This is a genomic window from Ruminococcus flavefaciens MA2007 (assembly GCF_000621845.1).
GTDB classification, from domain to species: domain Bacteria; phylum Bacillota; class Clostridia; order Oscillospirales; family Ruminococcaceae; genus Ruminococcus; species Ruminococcus flavefaciens_E.
In genome coordinates, this window is sequence record NZ_JHXF01000006.1 from 213,301 (window position 1) to 237,566 (window position 24,266).

At 47.5% G+C, this 24,266-nt stretch carries 39 protein-coding genes; 37 read left to right on the forward strand and 2 right to left on the reverse strand.

The features are described from left to right. The 37 genes from T497_RS0102760 (at position 1) to T497_RS0102940 (ending at position 21,167) form a co-directional block, all read left to right on the forward strand. A complete protein-coding gene (locus T497_RS0102760) occupies positions 1-939 on the forward strand; it encodes a carbohydrate ABC transporter permease (RefSeq protein ID WP_028514307.1) in 939 nt (312 codons plus the stop codon). 13 nt (positions 940-952) lie between these two features. Then, positions 953-1,972, forward strand: a complete 1,020-nt coding sequence (locus tag T497_RS0102765) for a carbohydrate ABC transporter permease (protein ID WP_028514308.1) — start codon at positions 953-955, stop codon at positions 1,970-1,972. A gap of 154 nt (positions 1,973-2,126) precedes the next feature. Beyond that, entirely contained in the window at positions 2,127-3,941 is a 1,815-nt protein-coding gene (locus T497_RS17270) for a glycerophosphodiester phosphodiesterase family protein (RefSeq protein ID WP_051530485.1), read from the forward strand. 463 nt (positions 3,942-4,404) lie between these two features. Continuing rightward, positions 4,405-4,719, forward strand: a complete 315-nt coding sequence (rpsJ, locus tag T497_RS0102775; protein WP_009985001.1) for a 30S ribosomal protein S10 — start codon at positions 4,405-4,407, stop codon at positions 4,717-4,719. A gap of 110 nt (positions 4,720-4,829) precedes the next feature. Beyond that, entirely contained in the window at positions 4,830-5,462 is a 633-nt protein-coding gene (gene rplC, locus T497_RS0102780; RefSeq protein ID WP_024860949.1) for a 50S ribosomal protein L3, read from the forward strand. 17 nt (positions 5,463-5,479) lie between these two features. Next, positions 5,480-6,103, forward strand: a complete 624-nt coding sequence (rplD, locus tag T497_RS0102785; protein WP_028514309.1) for a 50S ribosomal protein L4 — start codon at positions 5,480-5,482, stop codon at positions 6,101-6,103. Next, positions 6,103-6,396: a 50S ribosomal protein L23 gene (rplW, locus tag T497_RS0102790; RefSeq protein ID WP_028514310.1), complete on the forward strand. Its 294-nt coding sequence runs from the start codon at positions 6,103-6,105 to the stop codon at positions 6,394-6,396. Before rplD ends, rplW begins: the two co-directional genes overlap by 1 nt. 73 nt (positions 6,397-6,469) lie before the next feature. Further along, positions 6,470-7,303 (forward strand): 50S ribosomal protein L2, encoded by an 834-nt coding sequence (rplB, locus tag T497_RS0102795; RefSeq protein WP_028514311.1) that lies wholly within the window; start codon positions 6,470-6,472, stop codon positions 7,301-7,303. A 22-nt stretch (positions 7,304-7,325) separates the two neighbouring features. After that, positions 7,326-7,610 (forward strand): 30S ribosomal protein S19, encoded by a 285-nt coding sequence (gene rpsS / locus T497_RS0102800; RefSeq protein ID WP_009984992.1) that lies wholly within the window; start codon positions 7,326-7,328, stop codon positions 7,608-7,610. Between the two features lie 20 nt (positions 7,611-7,630). Next, positions 7,631-7,966 (forward strand): 50S ribosomal protein L22, encoded by a 336-nt coding sequence (rplV, locus tag T497_RS0102805; RefSeq protein WP_019680104.1) that lies wholly within the window; start codon positions 7,631-7,633, stop codon positions 7,964-7,966. Between the two features lie 19 nt (positions 7,967-7,985). Beyond that, on the forward strand, positions 7,986-8,774 hold the full coding sequence (gene rpsC / locus T497_RS0102810) for a 30S ribosomal protein S3 (protein WP_028514312.1): 789 nt from the start codon (positions 7,986-7,988) through the stop codon (positions 8,772-8,774). Then, the gene (rplP, locus tag T497_RS0102815; protein WP_028514313.1) at positions 8,774-9,199 is read left to right on the forward strand and encodes a 50S ribosomal protein L16; all 426 of its coding nucleotides are present in this window, start codon (positions 8,774-8,776) and stop codon (positions 9,197-9,199) included. Before rpsC ends, rplP begins: the two co-directional genes overlap by 1 nt. Further along, positions 9,199-9,399, forward strand: coding sequence for a 50S ribosomal protein L29 (gene rpmC / locus T497_RS0102820; protein WP_019680107.1), 201 nt, complete (start codon positions 9,199-9,201; stop codon positions 9,397-9,399). Before rplP ends, rpmC begins: the two co-directional genes overlap by 1 nt. A gap of 19 nt (positions 9,400-9,418) precedes the next feature. Beyond that, complete coding sequence (gene rpsQ / locus T497_RS0102825; RefSeq protein WP_019680108.1) at positions 9,419-9,679, forward strand: 30S ribosomal protein S17; 261 nt, start codon at positions 9,419-9,421, stop codon at positions 9,677-9,679. Positions 9,680-9,718: 39 nt separating this feature from the next. Next, complete coding sequence (rplN, locus tag T497_RS0102830) at positions 9,719-10,087, forward strand: 50S ribosomal protein L14 (RefSeq protein ID WP_009984984.1); 369 nt, start codon at positions 9,719-9,721, stop codon at positions 10,085-10,087. A gap of 18 nt (positions 10,088-10,105) precedes the next feature. After that, positions 10,106-10,447 (forward strand): 50S ribosomal protein L24, encoded by a 342-nt coding sequence (rplX, locus tag T497_RS0102835; RefSeq protein ID WP_028514314.1) that lies wholly within the window; start codon positions 10,106-10,108, stop codon positions 10,445-10,447. 18 nt (positions 10,448-10,465) lie between these two features. Beyond that, positions 10,466-11,005, forward strand: coding sequence for a 50S ribosomal protein L5 (gene rplE / locus T497_RS0102840; RefSeq protein ID WP_024860942.1), 540 nt, complete (start codon positions 10,466-10,468; stop codon positions 11,003-11,005). A gap of 16 nt (positions 11,006-11,021) precedes the next feature. Then, positions 11,022-11,207, forward strand: coding sequence for a type Z 30S ribosomal protein S14 (locus T497_RS0102845; RefSeq protein ID WP_009984979.1), 186 nt, complete (start codon positions 11,022-11,024; stop codon positions 11,205-11,207). 24 nt (positions 11,208-11,231) lie between these two features. After that, a complete protein-coding gene (gene rpsH / locus T497_RS0102850; protein ID WP_019680111.1) occupies positions 11,232-11,630 on the forward strand; it encodes a 30S ribosomal protein S8 in 399 nt (132 codons plus the stop codon). 14 nt (positions 11,631-11,644) lie between these two features. Then, on the forward strand, positions 11,645-12,190 hold the full coding sequence (rplF, locus tag T497_RS0102855; protein WP_028514315.1) for a 50S ribosomal protein L6: 546 nt from the start codon (positions 11,645-11,647) through the stop codon (positions 12,188-12,190). A 19-nt stretch (positions 12,191-12,209) separates the two neighbouring features. Continuing rightward, complete coding sequence (gene rplR, locus T497_RS0102860; RefSeq protein WP_024860940.1) at positions 12,210-12,569, forward strand: 50S ribosomal protein L18; 360 nt, start codon at positions 12,210-12,212, stop codon at positions 12,567-12,569. 15 nt (positions 12,570-12,584) lie between these two features. Further along, positions 12,585-13,085 carry a 30S ribosomal protein S5 gene (gene rpsE, locus T497_RS0102865; protein ID WP_024860939.1) on the forward strand — a complete coding sequence of 167 codons (501 nt, stop codon included), beginning with the start codon at positions 12,585-12,587 and terminating at the stop codon, positions 13,083-13,085. A gap of 14 nt (positions 13,086-13,099) precedes the next feature. Beyond that, positions 13,100-13,276 carry a 50S ribosomal protein L30 gene (gene rpmD, locus T497_RS0102870; protein ID WP_024860938.1) on the forward strand — a complete coding sequence of 59 codons (177 nt, stop codon included), beginning with the start codon at positions 13,100-13,102 and terminating at the stop codon, positions 13,274-13,276. Between the two features lie 18 nt (positions 13,277-13,294). Continuing rightward, positions 13,295-13,735, forward strand: coding sequence for a 50S ribosomal protein L15 (gene rplO, locus T497_RS0102875; RefSeq protein ID WP_028514316.1), 441 nt, complete (start codon positions 13,295-13,297; stop codon positions 13,733-13,735). Position 13,736: 1 nt separating this feature from the next. Further along, positions 13,737-15,092: a preprotein translocase subunit SecY gene (gene secY / locus T497_RS0102880; protein ID WP_028514317.1), complete on the forward strand. Its 1,356-nt coding sequence runs from the start codon at positions 13,737-13,739 to the stop codon at positions 15,090-15,092. Positions 15,093-15,107: 15 nt separating this feature from the next. Further along, the gene (locus T497_RS0102885) at positions 15,108-15,746 is read left to right on the forward strand and encodes an adenylate kinase (RefSeq protein ID WP_024860935.1); all 639 of its coding nucleotides are present in this window, start codon (positions 15,108-15,110) and stop codon (positions 15,744-15,746) included. Continuing rightward, positions 15,746-16,498, forward strand: coding sequence for a type I methionyl aminopeptidase (map, locus tag T497_RS0102890; RefSeq protein WP_028514318.1), 753 nt, complete (start codon positions 15,746-15,748; stop codon positions 16,496-16,498). The genes T497_RS0102885 and map overlap by 1 nt, the downstream gene beginning before the upstream one ends. 14 nt (positions 16,499-16,512) lie before the next feature. After that, positions 16,513-16,755: a KOW domain-containing RNA-binding protein gene (locus T497_RS0102895; RefSeq protein ID WP_028514319.1), complete on the forward strand. Its 243-nt coding sequence runs from the start codon at positions 16,513-16,515 to the stop codon at positions 16,753-16,755. A gap of 15 nt (positions 16,756-16,770) precedes the next feature. Beyond that, the gene (gene infA, locus T497_RS0102900; RefSeq protein ID WP_009984966.1) at positions 16,771-16,989 is read left to right on the forward strand and encodes a translation initiation factor IF-1; all 219 of its coding nucleotides are present in this window, start codon (positions 16,771-16,773) and stop codon (positions 16,987-16,989) included. A 52-nt stretch (positions 16,990-17,041) separates the two neighbouring features. Beyond that, positions 17,042-17,155 (forward strand): 50S ribosomal protein L36, encoded by a 114-nt coding sequence (rpmJ, locus tag T497_RS0102905; RefSeq protein ID WP_009984964.1) that lies wholly within the window; start codon positions 17,042-17,044, stop codon positions 17,153-17,155. Between the two features lie 32 nt (positions 17,156-17,187). Continuing rightward, a complete protein-coding gene (gene rpsM / locus T497_RS0102910) occupies positions 17,188-17,556 on the forward strand; it encodes a 30S ribosomal protein S13 (RefSeq protein WP_028514320.1) in 369 nt (122 codons plus the stop codon). A 14-nt stretch (positions 17,557-17,570) separates the two neighbouring features. Continuing rightward, positions 17,571-17,975 (forward strand): 30S ribosomal protein S11, encoded by a 405-nt coding sequence (gene rpsK / locus T497_RS0102915; RefSeq protein ID WP_024860931.1) that lies wholly within the window; start codon positions 17,571-17,573, stop codon positions 17,973-17,975. Between the two features lie 21 nt (positions 17,976-17,996). Beyond that, complete coding sequence (rpsD, locus tag T497_RS0102920) at positions 17,997-18,596, forward strand: 30S ribosomal protein S4 (RefSeq protein ID WP_028514321.1); 600 nt, start codon at positions 17,997-17,999, stop codon at positions 18,594-18,596. A 66-nt stretch (positions 18,597-18,662) separates the two neighbouring features. Next, complete coding sequence (locus T497_RS0102925) at positions 18,663-19,628, forward strand: DNA-directed RNA polymerase subunit alpha (protein ID WP_024860929.1); 966 nt, start codon at positions 18,663-18,665, stop codon at positions 19,626-19,628. A 48-nt stretch (positions 19,629-19,676) separates the two neighbouring features. Beyond that, positions 19,677-20,018, forward strand: coding sequence for a 50S ribosomal protein L17 (gene rplQ, locus T497_RS0102930; protein ID WP_028514322.1), 342 nt, complete (start codon positions 19,677-19,679; stop codon positions 20,016-20,018). A gap of 168 nt (positions 20,019-20,186) precedes the next feature. After that, the gene (gene yajC, locus T497_RS0102935) at positions 20,187-20,711 is read left to right on the forward strand and encodes a preprotein translocase subunit YajC (protein ID WP_028514323.1); all 525 of its coding nucleotides are present in this window, start codon (positions 20,187-20,189) and stop codon (positions 20,709-20,711) included. A 54-nt stretch (positions 20,712-20,765) separates the two neighbouring features. Beyond that, positions 20,766-21,167, forward strand: a complete 402-nt coding sequence (locus tag T497_RS0102940; RefSeq protein ID WP_028514324.1) for a TIGR04086 family membrane protein — start codon at positions 20,766-20,768, stop codon at positions 21,165-21,167. On the opposite strand, the gene T497_RS17275 is transcribed toward T497_RS0102940, so the two are convergent. Both T497_RS17275 and T497_RS0102950 read right to left on the reverse strand, forming a co-directional pair. Then, positions 21,161-22,771: a S1C family serine protease gene (locus tag T497_RS17275; RefSeq protein WP_051530487.1), complete on the reverse strand. Its 1,611-nt coding sequence runs from the start codon at positions 22,769-22,771 to the stop codon at positions 21,161-21,163. The genes T497_RS0102940 and T497_RS17275 overlap by 7 nt on opposite strands. A 3-nt stretch (positions 22,772-22,774) precedes the next feature. Further along, positions 22,775-24,241, reverse strand: coding sequence for a sensor histidine kinase (locus tag T497_RS0102950; RefSeq protein WP_028514325.1), 1,467 nt, complete (start codon positions 24,239-24,241; stop codon positions 22,775-22,777). Positions 24,242-24,266: the final 25 nt, after the last annotated feature.

The following is a 24,266-nucleotide window of genomic DNA, read 5'->3' on the forward strand; positions in this document are numbered from 1 at the left end:
ATGAGCGATAAAACGCAGGCTTCGGCTAAGACCGCAAAAAAGCGCCGCGGTCTGTCCTATGAGCGGCGAAAAGCCCTGTACGGCTACGGATTTATAAGTCTTTGGCTGGTGGGAACGGTACTGTTCTTTCTGATACCTCTGGGGAAGTCACTGTGGTACTCCTTTTCAAAGGTGTCTATAGAGCCTGGAGCTGTCAATACCCGATTCATAGGCGTGGATAACTACTTCAAGGTCATCGGCGAGGATCCCTACTATACGGAATATCTGGGCAAGGTGCTTCTTGAGACTCTCTGGAAAACGCCGCTGATACTGATATTCTCGCTGTTTATCGCGGTCATACTGAATCAGAAATTCCGTGGCAGAGCTCTTGCAAGAGCGGTATTCTTCCTGCCCGTCATAATCGCTACAGGTCCTGTGTACAGGATAATCAGCGGCGATATGGACTCTACGGGCAACTCGGGCGCGGCGCAGTTCTCTACCATGTTCTCCACGAATCTGGTGGGTGAGCTTATGCAGTTTCTCGGCATTTACGGTCTAAGCGACAGCATGAGCACGTTCATCACTGCTGTGGCGGACAACGTTTTCGGCATAGTATGGAGTTCGGGCATTCAGATACTCCTGTTTCTTGCGGCTTTGCAGACCATACCGCCCTCGGCAAAGGAGGCGGCGACTATGGAGGGAGCTACGGCTTGGGAGTACTTCTGGAAGATAACGTTCCCCTATGTGGGACCTTATATACTGGCGAATCTCATATTCACGGTAATTGATTCATTCACAAATCCCATGAATGATGTAATGGGACGCATCTCAGCCATGAGAAGTCAGTTCGACTTCGGCGAGGCGGCTTCAATGGCGTGGATATATTTCGTTATCGTGCTTGCGGCTATAGGCGTCGTAACAGGCATGGTCAGAAAATATATCTACTATGAGAACGACTGAGGAGGCGGTAATTATGGCAGAAGAAGCAGTAAAGACTGATACCGCAGAGCCTCGTAAGCTCAGCAAAAGGGCTTTGAAGCAGGAGAGAATGAAGGATCTGTCCACAGGGGAGAGAAGATATCTCCTGAGACTCGCCCTGCAAAAAAGGATATGGAAGGTATTTCGTTTCGTGATACTCTTCGGACTGGGCTTCGTCATCATGTATCCCCTTATATATATGATAAGCTGTGCATTCCGTGAAAAAGCGGATATGAGCGATCCCACGGTAATGTGGATACCACGTCATTATACCTTTGACGTCATCACAGAGACTCTCGACGCTATGGACTACTGGGAGACTCTGGGAACTACTCTGCTGCTGAATATCGGCTGCTCGCTGTTTCAGGTCATATCCTGCGCAGTAACGGGCTACGGCTTTGCAAGATTCAAGTTCAGGGGAAAGAAGCTCCTTTTCGGTATCGTTATAATGATGATACTTGTACCTCATCAGGTAATATCCCTGCCGCTGTATACACAGTTCCGATACTTTGGTATAAAGGGCTTGTTCTCACTGAATCTCATCGACACCAAGCTGACCATGTATCTCCCTGCGATGACCGCCAACGGTATTCGTGCAGGACTTATGATACTCATATTCCGCCAGTTCTTCAAGGGTATGCCCAGAGAGCTGGAGGACGCGGCGTATATCGACGGCTGCGGACCTTTCATGACATTCGTGAGGGTAATGGTGCCCAATGCGGCTTCGGCGTTCCTGACGGTGTTCCTGTTTTCGGTGGTGTGGTACTGGAACGACTATTATGTGAGCAGTACATTCTTCACCAACACCAAGACCATAGCTATCATGCTGTCAAATCTGGACAACGAGCTGAAAGCCACCCTTTTCGACGATCCTACGGTACAGATAAGCGACAGAGAGCAGATAGTATGGAAAGAGGCAGGCTGTCTGCTGAGTATAGCTCCCGTGCTGCTGATGTATGTTTTCCTGCAAAAGCACTTCACAGAGGGCATAGAACGCTCGGGAATCGTGGGCTGAATCGGGCATTTGGTAATTTATATATCTTCCATGTAAAAAATATATCCGTCTTTCGGCTGAAAGGCGGATATTTTATTGACAAGCGGCTGTTTGACGCGTATAATTTAAGTATATCCATGCGGCAGGAGACTGCCGCTGTAATTCGGAGTCTGCAATGAAAAAGATAATACGATCTACAGGAGTATTTCTGAGAGCGATGCCCCACTTCCTGATATTCGAACTGCTCTTTAAGCTCCTGCTTCTGGCGATAGGTACGCCGATACTGGCTATGCTCCTTAAAATGACCATGAAGCTGGCAGGTGTTACCTATCTCAACGATGAGAACCTGCTTACCTATTTAAAGCACCCTTCAACTATCATCGTTATAATAATGATGCTCTTTGCCTTTGCCTTTTTCTCCTTTGTGGAGCTTTCGGCTCTTGCCGCCTGCTTTTCTTGCTACAGCAGAAAAAAGCGTATCTGGGCAGGCGGTATGTTCAGGACGGGACTGAAGTCCTTTGCAAGGGTGTTCAAGGGCTCGGGTATGCTTGCCTTTCTGGCTTATATGGCGGTAATGCCTCTGGCACAGTTCTCGCTGTCCTCTGGTATGTTCATGGCGCCTCTCATGCCCCTTATGCGGAGGATATTCTATTCCGTCAGCGGCAAGGCGGCTGTGGCGGCTTATATACTGGTGCAGCTTCTGTTCATCATACTGATGATAAGCTCCTGCTACAGCATACATTATCTGATACTTACCCCAAAATCATTCAGCGAATGCGTGAAGAAGAGCAAGGAGAAAATGAGCGGACAGCGTTTCAAAATGATATTCTCGCTGTTCCTGTGGAGCATCTCAGTTGTGCTTCTCATAGGACTCATCACATTCGGCCTTAGCTTTATCGTTATTTTTATCATAAAGGGCTTTTCGGCTCCTAATGCGGCATTCAAATCGGCATTAAAGGTGCTTCGCTATGCATTCAGCGTGTTCACAGCAGTATCTGCGTTTTTCTCGGCTCCTGCGGTTATGTGGTGGCTGACCGAGCGCTTCCTTGTGGACGAAAAAGAGGAGAAGCTCAACTTCCCCGACTCAAACGAGCAGAAGCTCCACAGGGGCGGAAAGGCTGCTGTTGCGGCTGTGCTCCTTGCGGCGTCCGTCGTTATGAATCTGTCCTACTTCAAGGCGCTGTACCGCGGAAATATCAATCTTAACGTGGGCATAATCACCCGTACTCATGTGACGGCGCACAGAGGCTTTTCGAGAAAGGCTCCCGAGAATACCATGCCTGCATTTCAGGCGGCTCTGGACTGCGGCGCGGACTTCATAGAGCTGGACGTTCAGCTCACAAAGGACGGGGAACTGGTAGTCATACACGATGACAAGCTGGACAGAACTACCGACGGAAAGGGCTACGTGAAGGACCACACCTATGCTGAGCTCACAAGGCTGTCCGCAGGAAAATGGTTCGGCAAGGACGATACATTCGACGATGTGCAGATACCGCTCCTTTCGGAGGTGCTGGAGCTCACAGGGGACGACATAATGCTGAACATCGAGATAAAGAAGTCAGGCAATCCAAAGGCTACTGCCGAAAAGACGGTGGCGCTCATAGAGGAATACGGCGTGGTCGATTCCTGCTATATCACCTCGTTCTCGTATCCTGCGCTGAAAAAGGTGAAGCAGCTCAACCCCAAGATAAAAACGGCGTTTATCGCAAATCTTGCTACGGCGACTTCATATGCGCAGCTGCCCTACATTGACGCGGTGAGCATGAATTACCTGTTCGTGAATCAGAGCGTTGTGAATACCGCTCATCATCACGGAAAGCGCGTTTTCGTCTGGACAGTAGACAGGCAGGGCGAAATGCAGAAAATGATGGCTTTGGGCGTGGACAATATCATCACCGACTGCCCCGATAAGGCTATGGAAGTGGTCGACTCACAGAAGGTGGGCGATACCGTGCTCACGGTGCTGAAATCCATATTCGGAAGCTAAATATGAGCAGCTCCTGCGGATAAGAGTTCTCCGCGGGAGCTGTTTATGATATATTGTTAAAAGAAAATTATCGTTCATTAAAAATTTACAAATACAATTTCTTCAAACTGTTGATTTATCCCTATATATGTGATATAATTGATTACGTTGAGTGCGCTGAAATGCGCACTGACTGCACGAAGATATGCGTTGAAGCGGAAGGTTGCTGTCGGTATGGCAGGTAATTTCCGTGGAGTATGTCCGATTTTAAACCGGGCGAATGGGATATCGAACACAGTTTGTGGTTATGATTCACGCAGCTTGCGTATGCGTGAGTTATGCTCTTTTTGTGCTCATATTATGCTAAGACCGCTCGGAAAACACCAGTTTTTCGAGTTTTTTTATCAGATGAAGCATGAAACACACGGAAACGTGTGATATTCCAATCTGCGTCCCCGTAATTAATTCCAAGGAGGCGAAATAAATGGCAGTCAACGAAAAGATCAGATTCAAGATCAAGGGTTACGATCACGCTACTGTTGATATTGCAGCAGCTAAGATCGTAGAGGCGGCTAAGAGAAGCGGTGCAAGAGTTTCAGGACCTATCCCGCTCCCTACAGATAAGGAAGTTGTTACTATCCTTAGAGCTGTACACAAGTACAAGGACAGCCGTGAGCAGTTCGAGATGAGAACTCACAAGAGACTCGTAGACGTTATCCGTCCTACAGACAAGACTACAGCTGCTCTTGACAAGCTTGAGATCCCCGCAGGCGTAGACGTTGTTATGGAGGTTAAGTAATTAACAGATATTACGCTTGAAACTACCGCTCGGGAAGCGGAATGACGGTGAACCGTCGGTCACGTTGATGTGTAAATCATCAACCAATAACCTAACAGGAGGAAATGAAAATGCAGAAAGGCATTATCGGTAAGAAGATCGGTATGACTCAGATCTTCGACGAAGCAGGAAAAGTTGTTCCTGTAACAGTTGTTGAAGCCGGCCCATGTGTCGTTGTACAGAAGAAAACTGTAGAGAACGACGGTTATGCAGCACTTCAGCTGGGCTACGGCGACGTTAAGGTACAGAGAGTAAACAAGCCTATGAAGGGTCACTTCGACAAGGCTGACGTTGCTTGCAAGAAGGAGCTCAAGGAGTTCAGACTTGCAGACTGCGACGCTCTTAACGTAGGCGACATCATCAAGGCTGATACATTTGCTGTTGGCGACGCTATCGACGTTGTCGGCACAAGCAAAGGTAAGGGATTCGCTGGTGCTATCAAGCGCCACAATCAGCACAGACTCAAGGAAACTCACGGTACCGGCCCTGTACACAGACAGGCTGGTTCAATGGGCGCTTGTTCTTCTCCTTCAAGAATCTACAAGGGCAAGGGCATGGCTGGTCACATGGGTGCTGAGCAGGTAACTGTACAGAATCTCGAGATCGTTAAAATAGACGTTGAAAACAATCTCATCGCTATCAAGGGTGCTATCCCAGGTCCTAAGGGCGGCATCGTTTATATCGTTGACAGCGTTAAGGCTTAAGGAAGGAGGAAGCGTATATGTCTACAATTTCAGTATTTGATATGACAGGTAAGCAGGTTTCCGAGACAGAGCTTAACGACGAGATCTTCGGAATCACTCCCAACGAAGGCGTTATGCACGCTGCAGTTGTTAATTACCTCGCAAACCAGAGACAGGGCACACAGTCCACACTTACAAGAACTGAAGTAAGCGGCGGCGGCAGAAAGCCTTGGAGACAGAAGGGTACAGGCCATGCAAGACAGGGCTCTATCCGTGCTCCTCAGTGGGTACACGGAGGAATCGCTCTTGGTCCTAAGCCCAGAGATTACAGCTACTCACTTAACAAGAAGGTAAAGAGACTCGCAATGAAGTCTGCTCTTTCTACAAAGGTGATCGATAACAACATGATCGTTCTTGACGCTCTCACACTTGAGGACTACAAGACAAAGACTGTTGTTGATATGCTCAAGGCTCTCGGCGTTGAGGGTAAGGCTCTCATCGTTACAGCTGAGGCAGATTCAAAGGTAATCAAGAGCGCAGCTAACATCCCAGGTGTTAAGACTGCTGCTGTAAATACACTTAATGTATACGACATTCTCAACTATGACAAGTTCATCGTTGTTAAGAATGCAGTAGGCAAGATCGAGGAGGTGTACGCATAATGAAAGCAGCTCAGGATATCATTCTGAAGCCCGTTATCACTGAAAAGTCTATGGACGATCTTCAGACAGGAAAGTACACCTTTAAGGTAGCTAAGGACGCTAACAAGTCCGAAATAAAGAAGGCTGTTGAGCAGCTCTTCGGCGTTGAGGTAGCTAAGGTAAACACAATGAACTGCCTCGGACGCACAAAGAGAGTCGGAAGATATGTCGGCAAGACATCTGACTGGAAGAAGGCTATCATCACTCTTACAGAGGATTCAAAGGCTATCGAGTTCTTCGAGGGTATGGTTTGATCCCCTTATTAAATAAGTAAGAGAGTTATGGGAGTAATGCTCCCGCAAAAAATGCATTAAAGGAGAAATTGAAATGGCTATAAAGACTTATAAGCCTACGACACCTTCGAGACGTCAGATGACTGTAACTGACTACTCGGTTCTGTCAAAGGTTGAGCCGGAGAAGAGCCTTCTCGAACCAATGAAGAAGAAGTCGGGAAGAAACAGCTACGGCAGAATCACAGTTCGCCACAGAGGCGGCGGTAACAGAAGAAAGTACCGTGTAATCGACTTCAAGAGAGACAAGGACAACATGATCGCTGTCGTTAAGACTCTTGAGTACGATCCGAACAGAAGCGCATTCATCGCACTCGTTGAGTACGAGGACGGTGAGAAGAGATATATCCTCGCACCAAACGGCTTAAAGGTCGGCGATAAGGTCGAGTCAGGCTCTGAGGCTGATATCAAGCCAGGCAACGCACTCAAGCTCGCTGATATCCCAGTTGGTACATTTATCCACGCTATCGAGCTTTACCCAGGCAAGGGCGCTCAGCTCGTAAGAAGCGCAGGCAACCAGGCTCAGCTCATGGGCAAGGAAGACACATACGCTCTCGTAAGACTTCCTTCCGGCGAGATGAGAAAGGTTCCAATCAATTGTAAGGCTGCTATCGGTCAGGTTTCAAATATCGATCACGAGAACGTTAACTACGGTAAGGCTGGTCGTGTAAGAAACATGGGCTGGAGACCTACTGTACGTGGTTCTGTCATGAACCCATGCGATCACCCACACGGTGGTGGTGAAGGTAAGTCACCTGTAGGACGTCCAGGACCTGTTACTCCTTGGGGCAAGCCAGCACTCGGATACAAGACACGTAAGAAGCATCACAGAACTGACAAGTTCATCGTAAAGCGCCGCAACGGCAAGTAATCTGAAAGGAGGAACTGATTAAATGAGCAGAAGCATCAAAAAGGGACCTTATGTCCAGGAAGTTCTCCTGAAGAGGGTCGTTGCAATGAATGAAGCAGGCGAGAAGAAGGTTCTCAAGACATGGAGCCGTTCATCTACAATCTTCCCTGACTTCGTTGGTCACACATTCGCTGTACATGACGGTCGTAAGCACGTTCCTGTATATGTAACAGAGGATATGGTAGGTCACAAGCTCGGCGAGTTTGCTCCTACAAGAACTTACAAGGGCCACGCAGGCTCAAAGACATCTAACAACGGTAAGAAATAAGCGGAAGGAGGAGCTCAGAGATGGAAGCAAGAGCTTATTTAAGAAATGCTCGTATATCACCCAGAAAGGTGCAGATCGTACTGGATCTTATCAGAAACAAGCCTGTTGATCTCGCTTTAGCTACTTTAGATCTTACTCCTAAGGCTGCAAGTCCTATCGTTGCAAAGCTTGTTAAGTCCGCTCAGGCAAACGCTGAAAACAACTTCAGCATGGACAAGGATAATCTCGTGGTTTCAGAGTGCTTCGTTACTCCAGGACCTATCATGAAGAGAATCATGCCGAGAGCACAGGGCAGAGCATATAGAATTTTAAAGAGAACTTCACACATCACAGTAGTTCTTAAGGAAAAAGAATAATCCCAAGGAGGTTTGAATAATGGGCCAGAAAGTTAATCCACACGGTCTTCGTGTCGGCGTTATAAAGGATTGGGATTCTCGTTGGTATGCAAACAAGTCTGATTTCGGCAATGCCCTCGTAGAGGATTACAACGTTCGTAACTACATCAAGAAGAGCCTGTATGCAGCAGGTGTTCCAAGAATCGAGATCGAGCGTTTTGCTGATAAGGTCAGAATCCACATCCACTGCGCTAAGCCAGGTATCGTAATCGGCAGAGGCGGCGCAGAGATCGAGAAGCTCAGAGCACAGCTCGAGAAGATGATGAACAAGCAGGTTTTCATCAACATCATTGAAGTTAAGCAGCCTGATATGGACAGCCAGCTCGTTGCTGAAAAGATCGCTCTCGACCTCGAGAACAGAGTATCTTTCAGAAGAGCTATGAAGCAGTCAATCGGCAGAACAATGCGTCTTGGCGCAAAGGGTATCAAGGTCAAGGTTTCAGGCAGACTTGCCGGTGCCGAGATCGCAAGAAGCGAGAGCTACCACGAGGGTACAATCCCGCTCCAGACTATCCGTGCTGATATCGACTACGGTTTCGCTGAGGCTGATACAACATACGGAAAGCTTGGCGTAAAGGTTTGGATCTATAAGGGCGAGGTTCTCAAGGGCGATGCTGCTAAGGCTGCTGCTCAGAGAGAGAAGCTCGAGAGAAAGAACGATACAAGAAATAATGACAGACGCCGCCGTGACGACAAGCGTGACGGAAACAGAAGAGGCGGAAACAGAAATTTCAATCGTGACGCTAAAAGAGAAGGAGGTAACCAGTAATGCTGCTTCCAAAGAGAGTTAAATACCGCAGAGTCCACAGAGGACGCATGAAGGGTAAGGCATCAAGAGGCAACTTTGTTGCATACGGTGATTACGGTATTCAGGCACTTGAGCCTGCTTGGATCACATCCAACCAGATCGAGTCTGCCCGTATCGCTATGACACGTTATATCAAGAGAGGCGGTCAGGTTTGGATCAAGATATTCCCTGACAAGCCAGTAACCAAGAAACCAGCAGAAGTACGAATGGGTTCCGGTAAGGGTGCTCCTGAGTACTGGGTAGCAGTAGTTAAGCCGGGCCGTGTTCTTTTCGAGATCAAGGGCGTTGCTGAGGAAACTGCAAGAGAAGCTATGCGTCTCGCTATGCACAAGCTTCCTATCAAGTGTAAGTTCGTAAGTAAAGCAGAGCAGGAGGTTGAGCAGTAATGAAGGCATCAGAAATCAGAGAAATGTCAGTTGACGAGCTCAACGAGAAGCTCGCCAGCCTCAAGGAAGAGCTCTTCGCTCTCCGTTTCCAGCTGGCAATCAATCAGCTTGATAATACAGCAAGACTCAAGGCTGTAAAGAAGGATATTGCACGCATCAAGACATCTCTGCGTGAGGCAGAGCTTGCTGCACAGCAGTAAGAAAGGGAGGATTTAGCTAATGTCTACTGAGAGAAACCTTAGAAAAACAAGAGTAGGTAAGGTTGTAAGCGATAAGATGGATAAAACCGTCGTAGTTGCTATCGTTGATAACGTTAAACACCCGCTTTATAAGAAGATCATCAAGCGTACCGTTAAGCTTAAGGCTCACGATGAAAACAATGAGTGCAGAATCGGTGACCGCGTTGAGGTTATGGAAACACGTCCGCTTTCCAAGGATAAGAGATGGCGTGTAACAAATATCATTGAAAAGGCTAAGTAATTTTGATAGAAGCTTAAAGCTTGAAAGGAGGAACTCGCTGTGATACAGATGCAGACTTATCTTAAAGTCGCTGATAACACAGGCGCTAAGGAGCTTATGTGTATCAGAGTTCTGGGAGGTACACGCAGAAGATATGCAAATATCGGCGATGTAGTAGTTGCTTCAGTTAAGAAAGCAACACCCGGAGGCGTTGTAAAGAAGGGCGATGTTGTAAAGGCAGTTATCGTTCGTTCAGCAAAGGGTCTCAGAAGAGAGGACGGTACTTACATCCGCTTCGATGAGAACGCTGCTGTAATTATTAAGGAAGACAAGAACCCAAAGGGTACCCGTATTTTCGGACCTGTTGCTAAGGAGCTCCGTGAAAAGGAGTACACAAAGATCCTCAGCCTTGCCCCTGAAGTTCTTTAATGGAGGTGTCATTCGATTATGAATAATTTACACGTTAAAACCGGTGACACTGTAATCCTTCTCACCGGCAAGTACGAGGATAAGTTCGACAGCAAGGGCGACAGAAAGACAGGTAAGGTCGTAGAAGTAAGCCCTAAGGAGAACAAGGTCATCGTTGAGGGAATCAACATGATCACAAAGCACGTAAAGCCTACAAGAATGGGCGAAAAGGGCGGCATCATCAAGACTGAGGCTCCCGTTTACGCTTGCAAGGTACAGCTCGTTTGCCCTAAGTGCGGCAAGCCCACAAGAGTTGGCCACGTAGAAGAGGACGGCAAGAAGCTCCGCGTTTGCAAGAAGTGCGGAAAGTCTTTTGAATAATAGTAAAGGAGAAACGACATGGCAAGTTTAAAGGATTTTTATGTTAGCGACGTTGCTCCTGCACTTATGAAGAAGTTCGGCTATAAGAGTGTTATGCAGATCCCAAAGCTCGACAAGGTAATCATCAATGTCGGCGCAGGTGAAGCAAAGGACAACGCAAAGGTCATCGATGCTATCATGACCGATCTCGCAGCAATCACAGGTCAGAAGCCTGTAATCTGCCGCGCAAAGAAGTCAATTGCTAACTTCAAGCTTCGTGAGGGTATGCCAATCGGCGTTAAAGTAACTCTCAGAGGCGAGAGAATGTATGAGTTCGTAAACAAGCTCTTCAACGTTGCGTTCCCACGTGTACGTGACTTCAGAGGAATCAGCGCAAACTCATTCGACGGCAAGGGCAACTATTCCACAGGTATCAAGGAACAGCTTATCTTCCCTGAGATCGAGTACGATAAGATCGACAAGGTAAGAGGTATGGATATAAACTTCATCACAACAGCACAGACTGATGAAGAGGCAAGAGAGCTCCTTTCACTTATGGGCGCTCCGTTCATCAAGTAATCAGGGAGGAATAGAAATGGCTAAGAAGGCAATGATCAATAAGCAGCAGAGAACTCCCAAGTATTCCACAAGAGCTTACAACAGATGTAAGATCTGTGGCAGACCGCACGCATATCTCAGAAAGTTCGGCATCTGCCGTATCTGTTTCAGAGAGCTTGCACACGACGGTCAGATTCCTGGTGTTAAAAAGGCAAGCTGGTAAAATACAAGAAGGAGGTCATTCGGCATGCAGATAACTGATACAATCGCTGATCTTTTAACAAGAATTCGCAATGCGAATACTGCAAAGCACGCCACTGTTGACGTTCCCGCTTCAAGAGTAAAGAAGGACATCACACAGATCCTCGTAGATGAGGGCTATGTAAAGGGCTTCCAGCTCATCGAAGACGGAAAGCAGGGTGTTATCAGGATCACGCTTAAATACGGCGACAACAAGTCTCCCGTTATAACAGGCCTTAGAAGAGTTTCTAAGCCAGGTCTGCGTATCTATTCAAGCTGCGCAGATATGCCAAAGGTAAGAAAAGGCCTTGGTATCGCAATCGTTTCAACATCAAAGGGAATCGTAACTGACAAGAAGGCAAGAGAGCTCAATGTCGGCGGCGAAGTCCTCGCATACATCTGGTAAGGAGGAAACTGATCATGTCAAGAATCGGTAAAATGCCCATCAGCGTTCCTGCAGGTGTAGAGATAAAGAACGAAAACAATCTTATCACTGTAAAGGGACCTAAGGGTCAGCTTTCAAGACAGTTCAGCCAGGAGCTCGGCATTGAGGTCGAGAACGGCACTGTAACAGTAACAAGACCAAACGATGACAAGCGTCTTCGTTCACTCCACGGTCTTACAAGAACACTCATCCACAACATGGTTGAGGGTGTAACAAACGGATATTCAAAGACTCTCGAGATCGAGGGTGTCGGCTACCGTGCAGCAAAGAGCGGCAACAAGGTAACACTTAGCCTTGGTTTTTCACATCCTGTTGTATTTGAGGATACAGACGCTATCAAGCTTGAAGTTCCTCAGCCAAACAAGATCGTCGTAAACGGTATCGACAAGCAGGCTGTAGGTCAGTTTGCAGCTGAAATACGCGAAAAGCGTCCACCTGAGCCATACAAGGGCAAGGGTATCAGATACGAAGGCGAGCATATCATCCGCAAGGAAGGTAAAGCTGGTAAGGGTAAGAAGTAATTAGAAGGAGCAAATTGCTATGATAAAGAAATTTGACAGCAATAAGGCAAGATTAAAGAGACACCGCAGAGTTCGTGCAAAGATCTCAGGAACTCCCGAGCGTCCCCGTCTCAATGTGTTCCGTTCAACAAAGCACATCTATGCTCAGCTCATCGATGATGTAAACGGCGTTACTCTTGCTTCTGCATCAAGCATGGATAAGGGCTTTGAGGGCAACGGCGGCAACGTTGAGGGTGCTCGCAAGGTCGGCGAGATGATCGCTAAGAACGCAGCTGATAAGGGTATCAGCGAAGTAGTTTTCGACAGAGGCGGCTACCTCTACCACGGCAGAGTCAAGGAACTCGCAGAGGGCGCACGTGAAAACGGATTAAAGTTCTAAGAGGGAGGTAAAACAATGGCTAATATTGAAACACAGGCTCCTGAGTTCGTTGAGAAGGTCGTAGCTATCAACCGTGTATCAAAGACTGTTAAGGGCGGACGTATCATGAAGTTCTCCGCACTGGTAGTTGTTGGTGACGGAAACGGTACTGTCGGCTTCGGACTCGGAAAGTCAGGAGAAGTTCCCGACGCTATCCGTAAGGGCATCGAGGACGCAAAGAAGAACCTTGTAAAGGTTGCTCTCAAGGGAACAACAATCCCTCACGAAATCGTAGGCGCTTTCGGCGCAGGCAGAGTTCTTATGAAGCCCGCTGCTCCCGGTACCGGTGTTATCGCAGGCGGTCCTGTCCGTGCCGTTATCGAAGTTGCAGGCATCAAGGATATCAGAACAAAGTCACTTCGTTCAAATAATCCATGCAACGTAGTAAGAGCTACTATCGACGGTCTCGTAAACTGCACATCTGCTAAGGACGTAGCAGCTAAGAGAGGCAAGTCTGTTAAGGAAATTTTAGGTTAAGGAGGCAGTAAGAAATGGCAAAGAATATCAAGCTTGTAAAGAGCCTCATCGGCAGAAAGCAGGACCAGATCGCTACTGCTCAGTCACTTGGCCTCAGAAAAGTCGGCGATGTAACAACACAGCCTGACAACGAGCAGACAAACGGAAAAATCAAGAAGATCTCACACCTCGTTGAGGTTACAGAAGCGTAAACAAGGAGGTGCAACGATATGAAAATTCATGAATTAACACCTGCACTCGATTCCAACAAGGCTGTAAAGCGTATAGGCAGAGGCCACGGTTCGGGTAACGGCAAGACAGCTGGTAAGGGCCATAAGGGCCAGAAGGCTCGTAGCGGCGGCGGCGTTAGAATCGGCTTTGAAGGCGGACAGATGCCACTCGCAAGAAGAATCCCTAAGAGAGGCTTCAACAATATCTTCGCTACAAAGTATGCTATCGTTAACGTTTCCGATCTTAACAAGTTCAAGGACGGTACAGTAGTAGACACAGAGCTCCTCGTAGCTTCAGGTCTCGTTAAGAAGGTTTATGACGGAGTAAAGATCCTCGGAAATGGAGAGCTTACCGCTAAGCTGACAGTTAAAGCTGCAAAATTCTCACAGAGCGCTGTTGAGAAGATAGAAAAGGCAGGCGGAAAGACTGAGGTGATGTAATGTGTTTCAGACGCTGAGAAAGGCGTGGGGTGTACCCGAGATACGCAAAAAGATCTTATACACATTACTCATGATAATCCTGTTCAGATTCGGTTGCGCAGTAGCAGTTCCTTTCCTTAATAATGATGTCGTAAAGGCATGGATGGATACAAACGCTACAGACGGCGGTTTCCTCGACTATCTGAATACTATCACCGGCGGCGCTATGTCGCAGGCAACAGTTTTCTCACTTTCGATAACACCATTCATCAACGCTTCCATCATCATGCAGCTGCTGACATATGCACTGCCTCCTCTCGAGCGTATGCGCGATGAGGGTGAAGAGGGAAGAAAGAAGATCGACAAGATCACAGCCGTTGTGGCTATGTTCCTTGCGGTATTCATGTCATTCGCTTATTATCTTACACTCAAGCGTATGACAAACGTTCAGGATAAGGACGGAAATGTTATCGGAAACGCTCTTAAATATATGAGCGGCGGCGAGGGCGTATTTGCTGCCTTCGTTATCATCGCTTGCTTCGTTGCAGGCGCACTCATCGTTGTTTGGATGGGTAACAGAGTCAGCGACAAGGGTATCGGAAATGGTATCTCCATTCTCCTCTTTGCAGGTATCGCTGCAAGATTCCCTACCGATGCTGCACTCCTCGTAACACTTACAAAGAATAGTATCAAGAACGGTCAGAACGGTAAATACCTCTGGATCACAATTGCTTACTACCTCTTTATTATCGCTGAGATCGCTTTCATCGTTTATATGAACGAGGCTGAAAGACGTATCCCGATACAGTACGCTAAGCGCGTAGTCGGCAGAAAGCAGTACGGCGGTCAGAAGACACATATCCCGATAAAGGTCATCATGAGCGGTGTTATGCCGATCATCTTCGCTATGTCGTTTATGTCTCTTCCTTCAGCAGTACAGATACTCAAGCCAAATCCGCATGACGGAACATTCTATGCTAAGTTCTGCGATTTCTTCAGCACAAGAAGCTGGGGCTATGCAGTTATCTACTTCCTGCTTATCATTGCGTTCAACTACTTCTACGTTTCGATACAGTACAACCCTGTTGAGATAGCTAATAACCTTCGTCAGTCAAACGGCGGTATCCCAGGTATCAGACCCGGTAAGCCCACATCTGACTACATTCAGAGAGTACTCAACAAGATCTCTCTCGTGGGTGCTATCTTCCTCGGTATCATCGCTGTTATCCCGATCTTCATCTCGATGGCAGATGAGCAGCTGAGAACACTTTCAATGGGCGGTACAACTATCCTTATCGCAGTAAGCGTTGCGCTTGAAACAACAAGAACACTTGAATCACATCTTATGATGCGTCATCATAAGGGCTTCTTACAGTAAAGGAGGACCGACAATATGAACCTTATCTTTTTAGGCGCTCCCGGCGCAGGCAAGGGTACTCAGGCTGAGGTGGTTTCCGACGCTCTGAATATTCCCCAGATCTCAACAGGCAATATTCTCCGCGAGGCTGCTAAGAACGGCACAGAGTACGGTCTCAAAGCTAAGGCTGCTATGGACGCAGGTGCTCTCGTTTCAGACGATATCGTTATCGGTATCCTGAAGGAGAGGATCGCTGAGGACGACTGCAAAAACGGTTTCATCCTCGACGGTTTCCCAAGAACGGTTCCTCAGGCAGAGGCACTTGACAAGATGAACATCAAGATCGATAAGGTAATCGAGATCCACGTTCCCGATGAGACTATCAAGCAGAGAGTTTCAGGCAGAAGAGTCTGCCAGGGCTGCGGAGCTTCTTACCACATCGAATACAAGCCTACTAAGGTAGACGGCGTTTGCGATAAGTGCGGCGACAAGACTATCGTTCGTAAGGACGATCAGCCGGAAGTCGTTCTCGACAGACTCGCAACATACCACGAAAAAACAGCTCCTCTCAAGGACTATTACGAGAAGCAGGGCAAGCTCGTTACTGTTATCGGTCAGGAAGAGGTGGCTGAAACTTCAAAGCTCACACTGGCAGCAGTAGGGGTTGAGAAGTAATGAGCATAACTATCAAATCGAAGTCCGAATTAGCCATAATGCGTGAAGCAGGTAAAATAACCTGCGGCGCAATATGGTATGCGGGCGAAAGATTAAAGGCAGGAATGACAACCCTCGACGTTGACAAGCTTATCGGCGAGTATTTCGCTCGTCATAACAGCAAGTCCTGCTTTAAAGGTCTTTACGGATTTCCGGGAAACGCTTGTATCTCAGTCAATGAGGAGATAATCCACGGTATCCCAAAGGCAAGCCGCAGGTTAAAAGAAGGCGATATAGTAAGCATCGACACGGGAGCTGCGTACAAGGGCTTCAATGGCGACAGCTGCTGGACCTTCCCTGTTGGTAAGATTTCTGATGAAGCTAAAGCATTGCTTGAGGTTACAGAGCAAAGCCTTTATGAGGGTATTGCTCAGGCTCAGGTTGGCGCAAGAGTCGGAGATATTTCTCATGCTGTAGAAGAGTATTGTGCTTCACGAGGCTACGGAATCGTAAGAAATTACTGCGGCCACGGAATCGGCAGAGAGGTTCACGAATCCCCCGAGGTACCGAATTGGGGTAAAGCCGGACACGGTCCCAGACTGGTAGCGGGTATGACTATATGTATCGAGCCAATGATAAATGTCAAGGGCGACGATGTAAAGGTCATGAAGGACAATTGGACAGTCGTTACAAAAAGTGGTTCACTTTCAGCTCACTTTGAGCATATGATCGCAATAACTCCTGACGGTCCCGTTATACTGACACAGCCCTGACGGAGGACAAAATTGTGAAGCTGCTTAAAGGCTCTGTTGTAAGAGCGGAGGCAGGACGCGACGGCGGAGGATACTTCGTTATCGTGGAAGCCGATGAAAAATATTGCTTGATCGCAGACGGCAAGAGCAGAAAGCTCGCAAGCCCGAAGCGGAAGAATATCAAACATATCCGCGCTACAAACAGTATGATCGATGTAAACGAGATAACTGATAAAAAACTCAGGAATATGCTGAAACAGTTCAGCGAGGCTGAGTAAAGGAGGTTATGCAAGGTGTCAAAGGAAGATGTAATCGAGGTTGAGGGCGTTGTTACTGACGCTCTGCCAAATGCAATGTTTAAGGTTCAGCTTGAGAACGGACATGAGGTATTATCTCACGTTTCGGGAAAGCTCAGAATGAATTATATCAGAATCGTTCCAGGTGACAAGGTAAAGCTTGAAATGTCACCATACGACCTGTCAAAGGGCCGTATAACATGGCGCGTTAAGTAATGAATATAGGATATCAAGTATATCCGTTATCCGCTATAAGGAGGTATTTTCAATGAAAGTCAGACCTTCAGTAAAACCTATTTGCGAAAAGTGCAAGGTTATTAAACGTAAAGGCAGAATCATGGTTATCTGCGAAAACCCAAAGCATAAGCAGCGCCAGGGCTAATCCCGACGCATTAATGGAGGTGCAATTTTAATATGGCAAGAATAGCCGGTGTTGACCTTCCAAAGAATAAGAGAATCGAAATCGGTCTCACTTATATCTACGGAATCGGTCGTCAGACTGCAACAAATATCCTCGCAGCTACAGGCGTAAACCCTGATATCAGAGTTAAGGACCTCGCTGAGGAGGACGTAGCTAAGCTTCGTGACTATATCGATGAGCATTACACAGTTGAGGGTGACCTCCGCCGTGAAGTTGCTCTTAACATCAAGAGACTTGTTGAAATAGGCTGCTACAGAGGCGTTCGTCACCGTAAGGGACTCCCAGTAAGAGGACAGAGAACAAAGACAAACGCAAGAACCCGCAAGGGCCCTGTAAAGACTATCGCTAACAAGAAGAAGTAAGGAGGTCATGAGCTTTGGCACAGCAGAAGGGTAAAAAAGTTACTACTGTCAGAAGACGTAGAGAACGTAAGAATATCGAAAGCGGCGCTGTTCATATCCAGTCCACTTTCAATAACACGATCGTTACGATCACAGATACAGCCGGAAACGCTATCTCTTGGGCAAGCGCTGGCGAACTCGGCTTCAGAGGCTCAAAGAAGTCCACTCCTTTCGCAGCACAGACAGCTGCTGAGACAGCTGCAAAGGCAGCTATGGAGCACGGCCTCAAGAATGTAGAAGTATACGTAAAGGGACCTGGTGCAGGTCGTGAAGCAGCTATCAGAGCACTTCAGACTGTAGGCCTTGAGGTAAGAATGATCAAGGACGTTACTCCTATCCCGCACAATGGCTGCCGTCCGCCTAAGAGACGTCGTGTCTGATCAAATTGGAGGTGTATTAATATGGCAGTACAGAAGGAACCAATTCTTAAGAAGTGCAGATATCTGGGCATCAGCCCTGCTGTAATGGGCGTTTCAAAGAAGGAGTCAATCCGTTTCAAGAACGCTAACAACAGAAAGAAGATATCTGAATACGGACTCCAGCTCAAGGAAAAGCAGAAGCTGAAGTTTATCTACGGCGTACTGGAGAAGCAGTTCAGACACTACTTCTCAATCGCTGAAAAGATGGAGGGTAAGGCCGGTGATAACCTTATCACAGTTCTCGAATCCAGACTTGACAGTGTTGTTTACAGAATGGGCCTCGCTCTCACAAGAAGAGAAGCAAGACAGCTCGTTGTACACAGCCACTATACAGTAAACGGCAAGAAGGTAAACATTCCTTCCTATAGAGTTAAGGTTGGCGACGTTATCGCCCTCAGAGAAAAGGACAGAACTTCTGAGAAGTTCAAGGCTACAGTGGAAGAGACTAAGGACAGACTCGTTCCTGTATGGCTCACAGCTAACAAGGACGACTTCTCTGCTAAGGTAAATCGTCTCCCAATGGCTGAGGATATTGACTACGAGGTAGCTACTCACCTCATCGTCGAGCTGTACTCCAAGTAATCAGTTTGATATACTTGAAGATTCAGTTTACCAAAACAACATTAATTGCGAAATAGGAGGGTTTTTATGCTGGAAAAAATTAATAAGCCTGATATTGAGATCGTCGAACTCAAAAGCGACGGCAAGTACGGCAAATTCGTTTTAGCACCGCTGGAGCGTGGATACGGTATTACACTTGGAAACAGCCTCAGACGTGTGCTGCTCTCCTCACTTCCTGGCGTAGCTGTAACATCTGTAAAGCTTTCGGGCAAGGATGGTACAGTTCACCATGAGTTGTCAACTATCCCTGGCGTCAAGGAAGACGTTACAGAGATAATCCTCAGTATCAAGGGACTGACCGCTAAGCTTTACGGCGAAGGACCTAAGACAGTGTATGTAGAGGCAGAGGGCGAATGTGAAATTACAGCAGGCGATATAAAAACCGACTCTGAGGTAAATATCCTCGATCCAGGTATGCACATCGCTACACTTGGTAAGGACGCAAAGCTCTATATGGAGATAACTATCGACAGAGGCAGAGGCTATGTTTCCGCAGAAAGAAACAAGAAGCAGATCAACCTCCCCGTTGATGTTATCGCTGTAGACAGCATATATACTCCTGTCCTCAAGGTAAACTATACCGTAGAGGATACGCGACTCGGTCAGGTCACCGACTATGACAAGCTCACAATGGAGGTATGGACCGACGGTACTATCTCCGCTAAGGAAGCTCTGTCACAGGCAGCCAATCTCCTCAACGAGCATCTGAAGCTGTTCATCGACCTCTCAGAAGAGGCTGGACTTGCTGAGGTCCTTGTTGAAAAGGACGAGAAGGGTAAGGAAAAAATCCTTGAGATGACCATTGAGGATCTTGACTTATCTGTACGTTCATTCAATTGTCTGAAGCGTGCAGGTATTAATACCGTAGATGACTTGATCAATAAGTCTGAGGAAGAAATGATGAAGGTTAGAAACCTTGGAAAGAAGTCCTTCGATGAGGTAAAGGAAAAGCTCCAGTCACTGGGCTTTGACCTTTCTTCCGAAGAGGAATAAACCATAAAACGTGCGTATAGCGCACAACTATAAAAAGGAGTGAATACAATGCCGGGTACAAGAAAGCTGGGCAGAACATCTGATCATAGAAAGGCTATGCTCAGAGGCATGGTAACTTTCCTGCTTGAGAACGGTCAGATCGAAACTACCGTAACAAGAGCAAAGGAAGTTCGTGCAGTTGCAGAAAAAATGATCACTATCGGTAAAAACGCTGATCTGCACTCCAAGCGTCAGGTATACTCTTACATCACTAAGGAGTCTGTTGCTAAGAAGGTTTTCGATGAGATCGCTCCAAAGTATGCAGAGAGAAACGGTGGTTACACACAGATCGTAAAGATCGGTCCTCGCCGTGGCGACGCTGCTGAAATGGCTATCATCAAGCTCGTTTGATCGCAGATATCGATACACATGAGCCGTTCCCTTAATGGGAACGGCTTTTTATATATACAGATAATAAAAAAATACGAAAAATCGCCTAAAAGTACTTGAAATATGATCGCGGATATGATATAATAATTCTCGTATGAAATACAAAATAAAACCGAATGGAGAATAATTATGAATAAGAAGCTTATATCTTCACTTGCTGCGGCTGTTTCTACAGCTGCTATGGCAGGTTTTACAGCTATGAACGCTTTCGCTGATGACGCTGCACAGGGCGCAGCTGCTGACGGTCAGGCTACTGCACAGGCAGGCGCTATGGGACTTGGCGGTATGCTCATTCCTCTCGTCATCATGTTCGCACTGCTCTATTTCGTGGCTATCAGACCTCAGAAGAAGCGCGACAAGGAGCTCAAGGAAATGCAGCAGAGCCTTCAGGTAGGCGACGAGATCGTTACAGGCGGCGGTATCGTTGGTATCGTTGTAAGCGTTGGCGATGACACAGTCGTTATCGAAACAGGCGGCGCTAAGCACAAGCTCAGAATAAAGAACTGGGCTATCACAGAGAATGTAACTGCAATTGAGCGCATGAAGGAAGCTAAGGCTACAGGCAAAAAGACCGCAGGTCTTGCAACTGCTGCCGTAGTTGACGATACTGAGGATAAGAAGTCCAAGAAAAAGAAGGACGACGAAGAAGAATAAAAACAGAAACCTCCGCATAGAATTCCTATGGATTCTATGGCGGAGGTCTTTTTTATGGGCAGACACAGGAAAAGTTTCTGGACAAACAGTGGGCTCAGTATGGCTGCGGCTGTGTTGATAGGGCTTGGCTGTACAGTGGCAGCGGCGGCTGCACTTGCGGCTCTGCTGTTTTACGTGATGAAGGATATGTCTATGGCAGGAGCATTTGCAGGGGCGGCTCTTGTATTCGGAGCTTATACGGGAGCTTACATATACGGCAAATACAGACGGCGAAAGGGTATTTTCGGGGGCTCGCTGTGCGGTGCGCTGATGTATCTGGTCATAGCGGCGGCAGCCATAGTTTTTACGGGGGAGATAACGGGTATAAAAAAACTCCTCCTGCTTACCTTTTTCGGCGCAGCAGGGGGAGTTGCAGGTGTAAATTCAAAGCGTCCCAGGAATCTTCGGGATCAGTAATTGCCCGATGTGTCCTCCATGAGCTTGAACTCTATGTTGTAATAGTCTATTTTGCCGTTCTTATCCACATGAGCACAGGTAGCAGGTACTGTATCGCCTGCCTCATACTGGCTGCTTATGGTGTCGTAGAGCTCGTCGTAGGTGCTTACGGTCTTGCCGTTTATCTCGGTGATGAAGTCGCCCGACTTTAGCTCGGTATTGGCGATATCGCTGTCCTTGTCGATACTGTCGATGTAGATTCCCTTGAAGTCCTCGGGCAGCTCATAGCCAAGCACTTCTTCGAGAGCCTTTCTCTTTTCCTCAGTCTCCATATCACGGAGTCTTATACCGATACGGAAGCGTCCGCCTACGAAGCCGTTCTTTATGAGCTCTTCGATAACAGGGGAGGCTTCGTTGATAGTGATAGCAAAGCCAAGTCCCTCAAATTCGGCGCTTACGTACTTTGAAGATGTGATACCGATCACCTGACCGTACATATTAACCAGCGCACCGCCTGAATTTCCGGGGCTGATGTCAGCGTTGGTCTGTATGCAGTTCATCTCAAAGCCTGTGGAGTCGCTGCGTATCTTACGGTTCACAGCTGAAATTATTCCGTCTGTAACGGTATTGGAGAGGTTTGCAGGGTTGCCGATAGCGATGACCTGTTCGCCTACCATAGCCTCGTCGGAGTCTCCTAAGGTAGCAGGAGTGAGGTCCTTTGCATTGACCTTGACAACGGCGATATCGGTTTTTGCGTCTCTGCCGACAATCTTTGCGTCGTAGAGGTCTCCGTCAACTGTCTCTACCTTGTGGTAGCCGTCGGACTGCAAAACATGAGCGTTTGTAACGATGTAGCCGTCCTCGTTGAGAACTATGCCCGAGCCTGTTCCCACAGTCCTTTTTGCCATATATCCTGCATAATCGGCATAGGTGTATATCTTGACGATAGAGGGCTTAACAAGTGCGGCTGCTCCCTCGGGAGTATATTTGCCGTTCTCGTCCTTGAAGTTCTCCTCGTCGTTGGCTCCCTTTGGCTTTGACTCTTTATAGAGCACTACCTGCTGGGGATTGCCTATCTTGTCAACTAACTCATCGCTCTTGACGATATCGTGGATAATGCCGAAAATGCTTATACCTGCGGATATCAGAATGAGGATAAGGAACAGTGAGGCAATAGTTTTTTCGCTGGTGGGATGGCTTTTCTTTTCAGCAAAGCCGAACTCATTGGAGCTGTCCTGTCCGCGGTCAGCCTCGGGGAAGCCTATGGGCTCATACATGAACTGGTCGTATACAGGACGTCTTGGCTGCTGGTCATAGCCGCCGTTATTATTGTAGCCCTGCTGACCGTATCCGCCCTGCTGGGGAGCACCGCCGAACTGATTATAGCCGCCCTGTGCTCCGTAATTATTGGGCTGGCTGTAGCCGCCTGTCTGTCCGTAGCCGCTCTGCTGATTGTAGTTATTCTGCGGCGGAGGGGGAGGGCTGCTGTATCTGTCAGGCTCGTTTATGCCCTGCATACCGCCGCCGAAGCCGCTCTCCGAAGAGGGCTTTTCGTGCTTTGGGACATAGGGCTGCTGATAATTGCTCCCGTAGGGAGAATTATTGTAGTTGTTGTTTTCGTCCATTGTTTATCCTTTCCTTTGGGGCTGCTTTTCGGGCAGCTGAATGAGAAACTCGGTATATTCTCCCACAACGCTCTTGACAACGATGTGACCGTGGTGGAGATGAACTATCTTTCTTGAAATGGCAAGTCCGAGACCGAGTCCCGTGGTATCCTTGCCGCGTGATGAGTCTGTCTTGTAGAAGCGGTCAAATACCTGAGTTATTTCGGTATTTTTAAGTCCCTCGCCCGTATTCTTAATGCCTATGGTGCACATACCGGTTACGGAACGCTCGAAGCGGAACGAGAGTATACCGCCGTCGTTTACGAATTTTACGGCGTTTTCCACAAGGTTGTAGACTACCTGCTGGATAAGGTCTGCGTCTACCTCGCAGGTCATACGGTCACTGCCGAGACCTTCTACCTCAAGGTGCTTGTCCTCTATCTTCTTCTCGAACATGAGAACGGTCTGTATAACTATCTCTGTCAGGTTCACGTCGCGGAAATTCGGCATGAGAGTGCCTGTTTCAAATCTCGACATATTCAGCATCGAGGAAATGAGTATCCTCAGACGCTTTATCTCCTTTGAGACGAGCACAAGGTACTCGTTCTGCTTGGATTTGGGAATAGTACCGTCAAGTATGCCGTCTACGAAGCCGCCTATGGTAGTGATAGGCGTTCTCAGCTCGTGAGAGACGTTGGCGATGAAGGTCTTGCTGGTCTCCTCGCTCTTGGCGACGTCTGCGGCGACGGTATTCACGTATTCTGCGATCTCGGGAGTAGTATACGGCACGTCCGTGGGTATCTTCTCGGAGAAATCTCGCCTTGCATACTGCTCGCTTATGCGTTTGAAATCGTTCTCATAGTTTGAGAGCTTATTGAATTTATGCCTGATGACAAAGAGCTGAATGAATATGCTCACAGCGCATATCAGCGCATAGACTATGGTCATCTTTACGGAGAAGGAATTGATATCGTTGGATTTGGTGTAGAACTTGGCGAACATTCGCGTTGGTACAAGGTCGTTCTCGCCTTTCAGGAAAAAACAGGTGCCGTAGAGCATATAGGGCTCGTCGGCGGAGATATTTTTCGTTTCAAGGTTGAGAAAGTCCTTGGCGCTGAGTCTGTCAAGCTCTGCCTCGGATATCTTCAGGGCATTCTTTACTACCTTTTTGGGTTCCTTGTTGTAATCCGCGTCGGAGAGGACGCAGTTTCCGTCTTCGTCATAGATATATATCATCAGGTGGTATTCATGGGAGAATACCTCGTGAAGCTTTTTTATGTTGGCTGAACGGGTGTCATGGGTGTCGCTGTAGTCCTTTTGCATGGATTTTGTGAAGAGGTCACCTATGGACTGCAAGTCGTTGAGCTTAGAGGATTTGTAGAAAGATGAGCTGACCGTTATCGCCGCGATACCGATAAGGAGATTTACCGATACCATTATGAGAATGATAAATATAAATAGCTTATCGTATGAGCTTTTTTTGCTTTTCAAGGGTATCACCTCTATACAAAACAAG

Coding starts and splice junctions, on each gene's coding strand:
- rpsC (WP_028514312.1), top strand. CDS start 7,986: ATGGGCCAGAAAGTTAATCCACACGGTCTTCGTGTCGGCGTTATAAAG.
- T497_RS17275 (WP_051530487.1), bottom strand. CDS start 22,771: ATGGACGAAAACAACAACTACAATAATTCTCCCTACGGGAGCAATTAT.
- rplQ (WP_028514322.1), top strand. CDS start 19,677: ATGCCGGGTACAAGAAAGCTGGGCAGAACATCTGATCATAGAAAGGCT.
- rpsQ (WP_019680108.1), top strand. CDS start 9,419: ATGTCTACTGAGAGAAACCTTAGAAAAACAAGAGTAGGTAAGGTTGTA.
- rplO (WP_028514316.1), top strand. CDS start 13,295: ATGAAAATTCATGAATTAACACCTGCACTCGATTCCAACAAGGCTGTA.
- rpsE (WP_024860939.1), top strand. CDS start 12,585: ATGGCTAATATTGAAACACAGGCTCCTGAGTTCGTTGAGAAGGTCGTA.
- rplD (WP_028514309.1), top strand. CDS start 5,480: ATGTCTACAATTTCAGTATTTGATATGACAGGTAAGCAGGTTTCCGAG.
- rplW (WP_028514310.1), top strand. CDS start 6,103: ATGAAAGCAGCTCAGGATATCATTCTGAAGCCCGTTATCACTGAAAAG.
- rplE (WP_024860942.1), top strand. CDS start 10,466: ATGGCAAGTTTAAAGGATTTTTATGTTAGCGACGTTGCTCCTGCACTT.
- yajC (WP_028514323.1), top strand. CDS start 20,187: ATGAATAAGAAGCTTATATCTTCACTTGCTGCGGCTGTTTCTACAGCT.
- rplB (WP_028514311.1), top strand. CDS start 6,470: ATGGCTATAAAGACTTATAAGCCTACGACACCTTCGAGACGTCAGATG.
- T497_RS0102940 (WP_028514324.1), top strand. CDS start 20,766: ATGGGCAGACACAGGAAAAGTTTCTGGACAAACAGTGGGCTCAGTATG.
- rpmC (WP_019680107.1), top strand. CDS start 9,199: ATGAAGGCATCAGAAATCAGAGAAATGTCAGTTGACGAGCTCAACGAG.
- rpsM (WP_028514320.1), top strand. CDS start 17,188: ATGGCAAGAATAGCCGGTGTTGACCTTCCAAAGAATAAGAGAATCGAA.
- T497_RS17270 (WP_051530485.1), top strand. CDS start 2,127: ATGAAAAAGATAATACGATCTACAGGAGTATTTCTGAGAGCGATGCCC.
- rplP (WP_028514313.1), top strand. CDS start 8,774: ATGCTGCTTCCAAAGAGAGTTAAATACCGCAGAGTCCACAGAGGACGC.
- rplF (WP_028514315.1), top strand. CDS start 11,645: ATGTCAAGAATCGGTAAAATGCCCATCAGCGTTCCTGCAGGTGTAGAG.
- rplV (WP_019680104.1), top strand. CDS start 7,631: ATGGAAGCAAGAGCTTATTTAAGAAATGCTCGTATATCACCCAGAAAG.
- rpsS (WP_009984992.1), top strand. CDS start 7,326: ATGAGCAGAAGCATCAAAAAGGGACCTTATGTCCAGGAAGTTCTCCTG.
- T497_RS0102885 (WP_024860935.1), top strand. CDS start 15,108: ATGAACCTTATCTTTTTAGGCGCTCCCGGCGCAGGCAAGGGTACTCAG.
- rpmD (WP_024860938.1), top strand. CDS start 13,100: ATGGCAAAGAATATCAAGCTTGTAAAGAGCCTCATCGGCAGAAAGCAG.
- T497_RS0102845 (WP_009984979.1), top strand. CDS start 11,022: ATGGCTAAGAAGGCAATGATCAATAAGCAGCAGAGAACTCCCAAGTAT.
- rplX (WP_028514314.1), top strand. CDS start 10,106: ATGAATAATTTACACGTTAAAACCGGTGACACTGTAATCCTTCTCACC.
- rplR (WP_024860940.1), top strand. CDS start 12,210: ATGATAAAGAAATTTGACAGCAATAAGGCAAGATTAAAGAGACACCGC.
- rpsJ (WP_009985001.1), top strand. CDS start 4,405: ATGGCAGTCAACGAAAAGATCAGATTCAAGATCAAGGGTTACGATCAC.
- rplC (WP_024860949.1), top strand. CDS start 4,830: ATGCAGAAAGGCATTATCGGTAAGAAGATCGGTATGACTCAGATCTTC.
- T497_RS0102925 (WP_024860929.1), top strand. CDS start 18,663: ATGCTGGAAAAAATTAATAAGCCTGATATTGAGATCGTCGAACTCAAA.
- T497_RS0102760 (WP_028514307.1), top strand. CDS start 1: ATGAGCGATAAAACGCAGGCTTCGGCTAAGACCGCAAAAAAGCGCCGC.
- map (WP_028514318.1), top strand. CDS start 15,746: ATGAGCATAACTATCAAATCGAAGTCCGAATTAGCCATAATGCGTGAA.
- rpmJ (WP_009984964.1), top strand. CDS start 17,042: ATGAAAGTCAGACCTTCAGTAAAACCTATTTGCGAAAAGTGCAAGGTT.
- T497_RS0102765 (WP_028514308.1), top strand. CDS start 953: ATGGCAGAAGAAGCAGTAAAGACTGATACCGCAGAGCCTCGTAAGCTC.
- rpsH (WP_019680111.1), top strand. CDS start 11,232: ATGCAGATAACTGATACAATCGCTGATCTTTTAACAAGAATTCGCAAT.
- rpsD (WP_028514321.1), top strand. CDS start 17,997: ATGGCAGTACAGAAGGAACCAATTCTTAAGAAGTGCAGATATCTGGGC.